Here is an 8,933-nt window from a genome sequence, read left to right on the forward strand (position 1 = left end):
GGCCACACGCCCGGGAGGTCTCGCCGCCTCGCGCTGCCGGTCGCCGGCGCGGCGCTCGCCGCCACGGCGCTGGCCTTCGCACCCGGCGGGCTCGGTCCGGTCGCGGCCCGCGCCGGGCTCGTGGCCGCTGCGCTCTGGGCCGCGGCGGTCCTCGCACGCCGCCGCGCGGCTCCTGCGCCGGCGCCCGCGCTCGCGATCGTCTCCCGCGCCTCGCTCGCGCGCGACGCCGGCGGCGCGCTCGTGGAGGTGGACGGCCGGCGGCTCGTCGTGGGCTACGGCTCGGCGGGGGTCCAGCTCCTCGCCGCGACCTCGGCGTCCTCCGCGGAAGGGAGCGCGCCGTGATCCCGCTCGCCCTCGCCGCCGGCCCCGTGGCGGACCGACCCGCCGAGCTGCTCGTCCTGCTCGCCGCCCTCGCCGTCGTCCCCGCCGCGCTCGTGATGCTCACCTCGTTCCTGAAGATCGTGGTCGTCCTCTCCATCGCCCGCTCCGCGCTCGGCGCGCCCCAGGTCCCGCCGAACACGGCGGTGACGGGCCTCGCCCTCGTGCTGACCGCGCTCGTGATGGCGCCGGTCGGCGAGCGCGCGATCGCCGAGATGCGCGCTGCCCCAGCCGGGCGCGGGATCGCGGGCACGCTCGCGCAGGTCGAGCGCGGCGCCGAGCCGCTGCGCGGCTTCCTCGCGCGGTTCGCGCGGGCGGACGACCGCGCGGCGTTCGCGGATGTCGCCCGGAGGCTGCGCGGGCCCGGTGCGCCACAGCCCGGCGAGCAGGAGCTCGCGGTCCTCGCCCCCGCCTTCGTGGTGTCGGAGCTGCGCCGGGCATTCACGATCGGCTTCCTCGTCTTCGTCCCGTTCCTGGTCGTGGACCTCGTCGTCTCGAACGTGCTCCTGGCGCTCGGGCTCACCCAGCTCTCCCCCACCTCCGTCGCCCTGCCGTTCAAGCTCCTCCTCTTCGTCGCGGTCGACGGCTGGAAGCTCCTCGCCCGCGCGCTCGCGCTCTCGTACGCCGGGTGACCGCCATGGATCCCGCCCTCCTCCACGTCGGCCGCGAGGCGCTCCTCCTCGTCCTCGCCGTGTCCGCGCCGCCGCTCCTCGCCGCGCTCGCCGTGGGCCTCGTCACCGGCGTGCTCCAGGCGGCGACGCAGATCCAGGAGCCGACCGTCGGCGTCGTGCCGCGGCTCGCGGCCGTGTTCGTGGCGCTCGCCGTCGCCGCTCCCTGGATCGGCGCCCGCGTCGTCCAGTTCGCCCGCAGCTGCTTCGACCTCCTCCCCCGGATCGCGCAGTGACCCCGCTCCTTCCGCCCGAGCTCGCGGCCCGCGCCCCCGGCGCGCTCCTCGCTGCGCTGCGCCTCCTTCCGGTCGCGATGGCGTCGCCCTTCCTCGGCGGCCCGCTCGTGCCGCCGGTGGTACGCGTCGCGCTCGCCGCGGGCCTCGGCGCGGCGGTCTCCGCGGCGGGCGCGGCGCCGGCTGCCACGGACGCGCTGTCGCTCGCGGCGGGCGGCGTCCGCGAGCTCGCGCTCGGGACGATCCTCGCGTTCCTCGTGAGCGCGCCCGTCGAGGCGGCGCGCGCGGCGGGCCGCCTCGCCGACACCTTCCGCGGCGCGACGCTCTCCGAGCTGCACGTCGCGCCCATCCGGCAGCGCGAGAGCGCGGCGGGCGACCTCCTCGCCCACTGGGTGGTGGTCCTCGCCGCGTGGGCGGGCGGCGACCGGCTCGTCGTGCACGGGCTCCTCTCGACCTTCGCGGCGGTGCCGCCGGGGGCGCCCCTCGCGCTCGCGCGGGCCCTCCCCGCCGTCCTCGCGGCGGCCGCCGATCTCGTCGCGGCGGCCGTCGCCATCGCCACGCCTGCCGCCGCGGGCGTCCTCGCCGCGGATCTCGCCGTCGCGCTCGTCGCCCGCGTCGCCCCCCAGCTCGGGGCCGTCAACGCGGCGCAGCCGGCCCGCGCCGCGCTGGGGCTCCTAGCGCTCGCGGCGAGCGCGGGCGTCGCGGGCGGGCGGCTCGCCGCCATGGTCGCGCTCTCGGGCCGGACGGTCGAGGCGGTCGCGGGGATGGCGCCGTGAGCGGCCACCGGACCGAAGCTCCCACCCCGAAGCGCCTCCGCGACGCGCGCCGCCGCGGAGAGGTCGCGCAGAGCCGCGAGCTCACCGGCGCCGCGGCGCTCCTCGGCGGGCTCGTCGCGCTCGCCGCGACCGGCGGCGCCATCGCGCGCGAGCTCGCGACGTTGCTGCGCACCCAGCTCGCCTCGGCAGCCGACCCGGCCGTCGTCCCCGCCGCGGCCCTTCACGCGGCGCTCGTCGTGGTCGCGCGCCTCTCCCTCGCGCCGGCGGCCGCCGCCTTCGGCGCGGCCGTTCTCGCCGGCGCGCTCCAGGCCGTCTTCACGTTCGCGCCGGGCGCGCTCGTGCCGCGGGCGGATCGCGTGAGCCCGCTCCAGGGCCTGCGCAGGCTGCTCTCGCCGGCGAGCCTGCTCGCCGTCCTGCTCGGGCTCGCGAAGGCGGCGATCCTGCTCTTCATCGCCGCGGCGTGGCTCCGCGGCGCCGCGCCGACGCTCGCCGGCCTCGCCCGCCTCGACGCCCGCGCGCTCTGGGCCGCGCTGCCGCTCCTCGGAGGCCTCGCCGCGCGGCTCGTGCTCGCCTACGCGCTCATCGGCCTCGCGGATCTCGGGCTCGCGCGCCTCCGCCACCGGCGCGCGCTCCGCATGACCCGCGACGAGGTGCGACGCGAGCACAAGGAGGAGGAGGGCGACCCAGCGCACCGGTCGGAGCGCCGCCGGCTGCACCGCGCGCTCGTCGAGGCCGGCGCCGTCTCCCGGGCGACGGTCGTCGTCGTGAACCCGACCCATGTCGCCGTGGCGCTGCGCCACGATCGCGACGGCGATGACGCGCCGAGGATCGTCGCGAAGGGCGCGGGGCTCGCCGCCGCTCGCATCCGGTCCGCGGCGCGGCGCGCCGGCGTGCCGATCGTGCGCAACGTGCCGCTCGCGCGCGCGCTCCACCGCCTCGCCGACGTCGGCGACGAGATCCCCGAGGAGCTCTACGAGGCCGCCGCCGCGGTCCTCGCCCACCTGTACGGCCTCACGGAGACCCCATGACCCGCCTGCACTCGATCCTCGCCCGCGTCCGCGGCGCCGGCGACGCCGTCTTCGCCGTCGCGGTCCTCGCCGTCGTGCTCCTCCTCGTCGCGCCCGTCCCGCCTTCGGCCCTCGACGCGCTCCTCGCCCTCAACCTCGGGGTCGCGGCGACGATCCTCGTCGTGACGCTCTTCGCGAGGGACGCGCTGCGGTTCGCGAGCTTTCCGACCCTGCTCCTCCTCACGACCCTGTTCCGCCTCGCGCTGAACGTCTCGTCGACGCGCCTCGTCCTCTCACGCGGAGACGCCGGGCGCGTCATCGAGGCCTTCGGGCGGGTGGTCGTGCAGGGCAACTACGTCGTCGGGGCGGTGGTCTTCGCCATCCTCACGCTCGTGCAGCTCCTCGTCGTGGCCAAGGGGGCGGAGCGCGTGGCGGAGGTCGCGGCGCGCTTCACGCTCGACGCGCTCCCCGGGAAGCAGATGGCGATCGACGCGGACGTCCGCGCCGGCGCGATCGACTCGGGCGAGGCGCGCCGGCGGCGGCGGGCGCTCGAGCGGGAGAGCCAGCTCTACGGCGCGATGGACGGCGCGCTCAAGTTCGTGAAGGGGGACGCCATCGCGGGCGTCGCGATCGTCCTCGTGAACGTGACCGGCGGGCTCGTCGCGGGCGCGCTCCGCGGGATGGACCTCGGCGCGGCCGCGCGCCGGTACGCGCTGCTCGCCATCGGCGACGGCCTCGTCTCGCAGCTCCCCGCGCTCCTCGTGGCGGTCTCGGCCGGCGTCGCGGTGACGCGCGTCGCGGCGGAGGACGAGGGCGGCTCGCTCGGCGGCGAGATCGGCCGCCAGCTCGCCGCCGAGCCGGCGGCGCTCGCGACGGTGTCGGCGCTCCTCGCCGCCCTCGCGCTCGCCCCGGGGCTGCCGGCCGCGCCGTTCGCGGCGCTCTCCGCCGCCGCGGCGGGCGGCGCGTTCCACCTCGCCCGCAGGCGCGCGCGCCTGGCGGCCGCGCCCGCCGAGGCGTCCGCGAATCCGGTCGATCCCTTCGCCGCGCCCGCCCCGGTCGTCCTCGAGCTCGCCGACGATCTCCTCGCCGCCGCGCGCGCGGAGGACGGACGCGCGATGCGCGACGCGCTCGCGGCGCTCCGCGAGCAGCTCTGGCGCGAGCTCGGCGTGCAGGTCCCCGGCGTCGTCCTGCGCCCCGCGCCGCTTCCGCCCGCGGGATGGGCGCTCCTCGTCGACGACGTGCCGGTCGCGTCGGGCTCCGCCCCGCAGGGCGAGGTCGTCGCGCTCGTGGCGGCGGAGGAGCTCGCGCTCGTCGGGGTCGGCGCGACGGCAGCCGTCGATCCCGTGAGCGGCCGTCCCGCCGCCGTCATCGCCGCGGCGGACGCCGCCCGCGCGGCGGCGCTCGGGCCCGTGCTCGGCCCGATCGAGCGGGTCGTCGCCGAGGCGGGCGGCGCGCTCCGCGGGGCGGCGCACCACCTCGTCGGCCTCCAGGAGGCGCAGGCGCTCCTCGACGCGCTCGAGCCCGTCGCGCCCGCGCTCGTCCGCGAGGCGAGCCGTCAGCTCCCGCCCGCGCTCCTCGCCGAGGTGCTCCGCCGGCTCGTCGAGGAGGGCGTCTCCATCCGGCCGCTCCGCACCATCCTCGAGGCGATCCTGGAGGCTGGCGGGCCGACACGCGGCGCGGCCGCGCTCGCCGAGGCTTGCCGCCGGGCGCTCCGGCGGCACATCGCGTATCGCTTCGGGCGTGGCGAGCCGCTCGCCGCGCTGCTCGTCGATCCCGCCGCCGAGCGCGCGATCCGCGAGGCCCTCGCCGGTGAGGCGCTCGCCCTCGACCCGTGTGCCGCGCAGGCGCTGCTCGACACCCTGGACGCGGAGACGCGCGGCGCCGCCGAACCGCCCGTGATCCTTGCGAGCGCGGACGTCCGGCGGGCGTTGCGCGGGCTCGTGGCGCCGCGATTCCCGCGGGTGGCCGTGCTCACGTTCGACGAGCTCCCGCCCGAGCTTCAGGTGCGCCCGGTGGGGAGGCTCGCGCTGGCCGCCTGAGGGGAGGCGATCCGAAAACACGCCGGGCCGCGGCAGGTTGGCCGCGGCCCGCGAGCGTCGATGATCCCGCCGAGTCCCGCCTCAGGCGCCGGCGGCCACCGGCGGGGTGCCGTCGCCCTCGTTCCCCTCGTTCCCGTCGTCCTCGTCGTCGGGCTCGAGCGGCTTCGCGAGCGCCTCCGGGCGGTTCACGCGGTCCCGGAGTTCCTTGCCGGTGCGGAACAGGATCCCGCGCTTCGGCTTCACCGGAATCACCTCTCCGGTCTTGGGGTTACGGCCCTGGTACCCGTCGTAGTGCTTCACGTGGAAGGCGCCCAGGCCGCGGATCTCGATGTTCTCTCCGCGACAGAGCGCGTCCTTCATCGAGTCGAAGATCGTCTCGATCGTGGACTCCGCTTGCTTCTGCGTGACGCCGCGCTTGACCACGAGGATGTTGATGAGATCCGACTTCAGCATCGGCACTCCGGACGAAAGCTGAGGGCCCGCAAGGCTCGGCAAGCCCCTCGAGGTTGAGGGGAGCCTAGCCGAAGCCTCCGAAATCAGCAAGGGTTCCAACGGCATGCGCAGTTCTGCGCACTGGAGCGGCGAGAATCGGGCTCCTGACTACGCCCGCCGCGCCGGCCGCTCGGCCGCTTCCCCGGTGGGAGACCCCGCGGGCAGGGCCTGCGTCGCGCCCTTCTGATCGCACAGCTCACGGAAATTCACTGCGGCCAGGCGCTCCTCCGAGCGCTCCTCGATCTCGCGGATGATCCCGGCCACTGGCCCGCGGGTGTGGGGGAGGTCGGAGGCGCCGCCCACGATGGCGCGGCGCACGTCGAGCAGCGTCAGCCGCTCGAGCGGCCTCGAGGGGACGAGCCCCCCGTCCGTGAGGGAGACGACGAGCCCGGCGTTCCTGAGCCCCGTGAGGACCTCGCCGGCCTCCTCGGCGCCCGAGCCGAGCCGGCTCGCCACGTCCCCGGCGTCCGGCGCGGGCTCGCCCCGGTCGAACGCCCTCGCGATCTGGAGCATGGCCTGCCCCGCGAGGATCTCCTTGCCGGTCGGGGAGGACGGCTGCGGAGCCCCGTGGATGAGCGCGGTCGCGTACTGGATCACGAACGCGAGGCGCGCGCCGAAGAGGAGGATCGTCCAGGAGACGAACAGCCAGAAGATGAAGATCGGGATCGCCGCGACGGAGCCGTAGATCGCGTGGTAGCGGACGATGCCGCCGATGCCGAGGGCGTACCCCCACTTGGCGACCTCCCACGCGACGCCCGCGGCCAGGCCGGCGATCACCGCCGACTTGATGCGGACCTTCGTGTAGGGAACGAGGAGGTAGATGAGCGAGAAGAACGTGCAGGTGAGGAGCGCGCCGCCGGCGACCGCGAGCGCGCGAATGCCGGTGCTGGCGAGGAACGCGCGGCCGGTGGCGGCGAGCGTGAGGGACCCCGCGAGCAGGAGCGGCCCGAGGGTGATCCCCATCCAGTAGATCACCGCCTGCTGCGCGATCGGGCGGCGGCGCTGCACGCCCCAGATGTCGTTCAGCGCCGCGTCGACGTTCGTGAAGAGCGAGATCGCCGACCAGACGAGGAGCGCGCCGCCGACGAGCCCGGCGCTCGTCGCGTGCGCGTTGTTCACGAAGCGCTGGAGGTACGGCTCGAGCGTGTCGCGCGCGCCGACGGCCAGGTTGGAGATGAGGAACTCGTGGACGAGCTCCTCGATCTTCGCCACCCCGGTGAAGGCCTGGACCACCGAGAAGGCGACGACGAGGGCCGGGACGAGCGCGAACAGCGTGATGTAGGTGAGCGCCATCGCCCGCAGGCGCACGGCGTCGCTGTCGAGGACCCGCAGCGCGGTCCCGACGGCGTTCCAGCCGGCCCGGAGGACGCGGACCACCCGCTCCCGCGTCTCGCCCGGACCGGTCATCCCCGTCAGCGCTCCTCGCCGCCCGAGCTTCCGGCGCTGCCGGCGCTGCCGGCGGTGTCCGGCGGCTCCTCGGCCGCCTTGCCGCGCCCGCCGCGCTCGCGATCACCGCCCCGGTCGCGGTCCCCGCCACGGTCGCGGTCCCCGCCACGGTCGCGGTCCCCGCCGCGATCCCGGCCGCGCCCGCGCTCCCGCTCCCGCTCGCGCGGCTGATCCCCGCGCTGCTGACGGCCGTAGATGTCGAACTGCTCCTGGTGATACCCGGACTGCGCCTTCACCTCGATGGTCTTGTTGAAGCGATCCATCAGGTAGCGGAGCTCCTCGCGCTCCGCGCCCTGCAGGATGCGGGCGACCTCCGGGTGGGCGTTCACGACGAGCACGGGCTCGGGGAAGTGCCCCGCCTCGCGCCGGATCTCGCGGAAGATCTCGTACGCGATCGTGATCTTCGACTTGATGTGCCCCTTGCCCTCGCAGTAGCTGCACGGCTCGTTCATCACGCGCGTGACCGACTCGCGCACGCGCTTGCGCGTCATCTCCACGAGCCCGAGCTCGGAGATCTTGAGGACGTTGGTCTTCGCCTTGTCCCGCCCCAGCGCGTCCTGCAAGGCCTTGAAGACCTTGTCGCGGTTCTGGGGTTTGTCCATGTCGATGAAGTCGATGATGATGATGCCGCCGATGTTGCGCAGCCGGAGCTGGTAGACGATCTCCTTCGCCGCCTCGACGTTGATCTTGGTGATCGTCTCCTCGAGGTTCTTCTTGCCGACGTAGCGGCCCGAGTTGACGTCGATGGCGGTGAGCGCCTCCGCCTGATCCATGATGATGTAGCCGCCGCTCTTCAGCCAGACCTTGCGCTGGCTCGCGCGCTTCAGCTCCTGCTCGATGCCGTACGCGTCGAAGATCGGCTCCTCGCCGCGGTAGTACTCGATCTGGCTCTCGAGGTGCGGCGCCTGCTCGTGCACGAAGCGGAGGATCCGCTCGTACTCGTCGCGGTCGTCGATCACGAGCTTGCCGACGTCGGCGGTGAACAGGTCGCGCGTCGCGCGGAGGATGAGGTCGAGATCGCCGTGGAGGAGCGCCGGCGCGGAGACCTTGTCCTTCGTGCGGATGATCTCGTTCCAGACCTGGATGAGGAAGCGGATGTCCGCCTCGAGCTTCCCGGCCTCCACGTTCTCCGCGACGGTGCGGACGATGAAGCCCGTCCCGTCCGGCCGCATGCGATCGACGATCTCGCGCAGCCGGCGACGCTCGGAGTCCTTCTCGATCCGGCGCGAGATGCCGATGTGATCGACCGTCGGCATGAACACGAGGTGACGCCCGGGCAGCGAGATGTGGCTCGTGATGCGCGCGCCCTTCGTCCCGATCGGATCCTTCGCGACCTGGACGATCACCTCCTGGCCCTCCTTGAGGAGGTCCTGGATGTTCTTCGGCTCCTTGGAGCGCTTCTCGCGCTCGTGGCCATTGCGCCCGCCACGCTCGCGGCCCTCGCGGCCCTCACGGCCCTCGCGGTTCTCGCGATCCCGGCCCTCGCGCCGCCCGCGATCGTCGCGGTCGCGCCGCCGGTCGCGGTCGCCCTTGCCTTCCTTCTGCTCGCGGTCCGCCTTGGCCTCGCGCGCGTCTGCCTTCTCGCGCGGCGCCTGGATCCGGTCGGCGACCGGAGCGGCCTCCGGCGCGGGCCCCGCGACGGGCGCCGGGGTGGTGGCCGGGAGCTCGGCCGGGGCCGCGGTCTCGACGGGCACGTCGGCCAGCGGCGGCACGGGGAGGGGCGGCGGCGCGGGCACGGCCGCCATCCCGATCTCCTGCGTGAGCGGGATCGGCGTGAGCGGTGCCGGCGGCGCGTCGATGGCGCTCGCGACCTCGGCGGCCTCCGTCGCGGGCGGAGCCTCCTCGCCGGCCTCCGGCGCGAGCGGTGCCGCCTCGGCGGCCTCCGCGTGCGGCG

Annotated in this window: 9 protein-coding genes; 6 read left to right on the top strand and 3 right to left on the bottom strand. The window is 75.6% G+C overall.

Features of this window, described 5'->3' with window-relative positions; all coding sequences use genetic code 11:
* The 6 genes from MNY62_RS24770 to MNY62_RS24795 all read left to right on the top strand — a co-directional run.
* On the top strand, positions 1-342 hold a 342-nt coding region (locus tag MNY62_RS24770), incomplete at its 5' end, for a flagellar biosynthetic protein FliO (protein WP_332842539.1).
* Positions 339-1,010 carry an EscR/YscR/HrcR family type III secretion system export apparatus protein gene (locus tag MNY62_RS24775; protein ID WP_242347007.1) on the top strand — a complete coding sequence of 224 codons (672 nt, stop codon included), beginning with the start codon at positions 339-341 and terminating at the stop codon, positions 1,008-1,010. The genes MNY62_RS24770 and MNY62_RS24775, both read left to right, overlap by 4 nt.
* Before the next feature lie 5 nt (positions 1,011-1,015).
* Positions 1,016-1,282: a flagellar biosynthetic protein FliQ gene (locus MNY62_RS24780; protein ID WP_242347008.1), complete on the top strand. Its 267-nt coding sequence runs from the start codon at positions 1,016-1,018 to the stop codon at positions 1,280-1,282.
* Entirely contained in the window at positions 1,279-2,055 is a 777-nt protein-coding gene (locus tag MNY62_RS24785; RefSeq protein ID WP_242347009.1) for a flagellar biosynthetic protein FliR, read from the top strand. Before MNY62_RS24780 ends, MNY62_RS24785 begins: the two co-directional genes overlap by 4 nt.
* Positions 2,052-3,083, top strand: a complete 1,032-nt coding sequence (locus MNY62_RS24790) for an EscU/YscU/HrcU family type III secretion system export apparatus switch protein (RefSeq protein WP_242347010.1) — start codon at positions 2,052-2,054, stop codon at positions 3,081-3,083. Before MNY62_RS24785 ends, MNY62_RS24790 begins: the two co-directional genes overlap by 4 nt.
* Positions 3,080-5,101 carry an FHIPEP family type III secretion protein gene (locus MNY62_RS24795; RefSeq protein ID WP_242347011.1) on the top strand — a complete coding sequence of 674 codons (2,022 nt, stop codon included), beginning with the start codon at positions 3,080-3,082 and terminating at the stop codon, positions 5,099-5,101. The genes MNY62_RS24790 and MNY62_RS24795 overlap by 4 nt, the downstream gene beginning before the upstream one ends.
* Positions 5,102-5,182: 81 nt before the next feature.
* On the opposite strand, the gene MNY62_RS24800 is transcribed toward MNY62_RS24795, so the two are convergent.
* The 3 genes from MNY62_RS24800 to MNY62_RS24810 all read right to left on the bottom strand — a co-directional run.
* Positions 5,183-5,554 (bottom strand): HU family DNA-binding protein, encoded by a 372-nt coding sequence (locus tag MNY62_RS24800; protein ID WP_242347015.1) that lies wholly within the window; start codon positions 5,552-5,554, stop codon positions 5,183-5,185.
* A gap of 147 nt (positions 5,555-5,701) precedes the next feature.
* Positions 5,702-7,000 carry a YhjD/YihY/BrkB family envelope integrity protein gene (locus tag MNY62_RS24805; RefSeq protein ID WP_242347012.1) on the bottom strand — a complete coding sequence of 433 codons (1,299 nt, stop codon included), beginning with the start codon at positions 6,998-7,000 and terminating at the stop codon, positions 5,702-5,704.
* 5 nt (positions 7,001-7,005) lie between these two features.
* A partial coding sequence (locus tag MNY62_RS24810; RefSeq protein ID WP_242347013.1) for an Rne/Rng family ribonuclease occupies positions 7,006-8,933 on the bottom strand: 1,928 nt, incomplete at its 5' end.

It is taken from the genome of Anaeromyxobacter terrae, from assembly GCF_022690685.1.
Classification (GTDB): domain Bacteria; phylum Myxococcota; class Myxococcia; order Myxococcales; family Anaeromyxobacteraceae; genus Anaeromyxobacter; species Anaeromyxobacter terrae.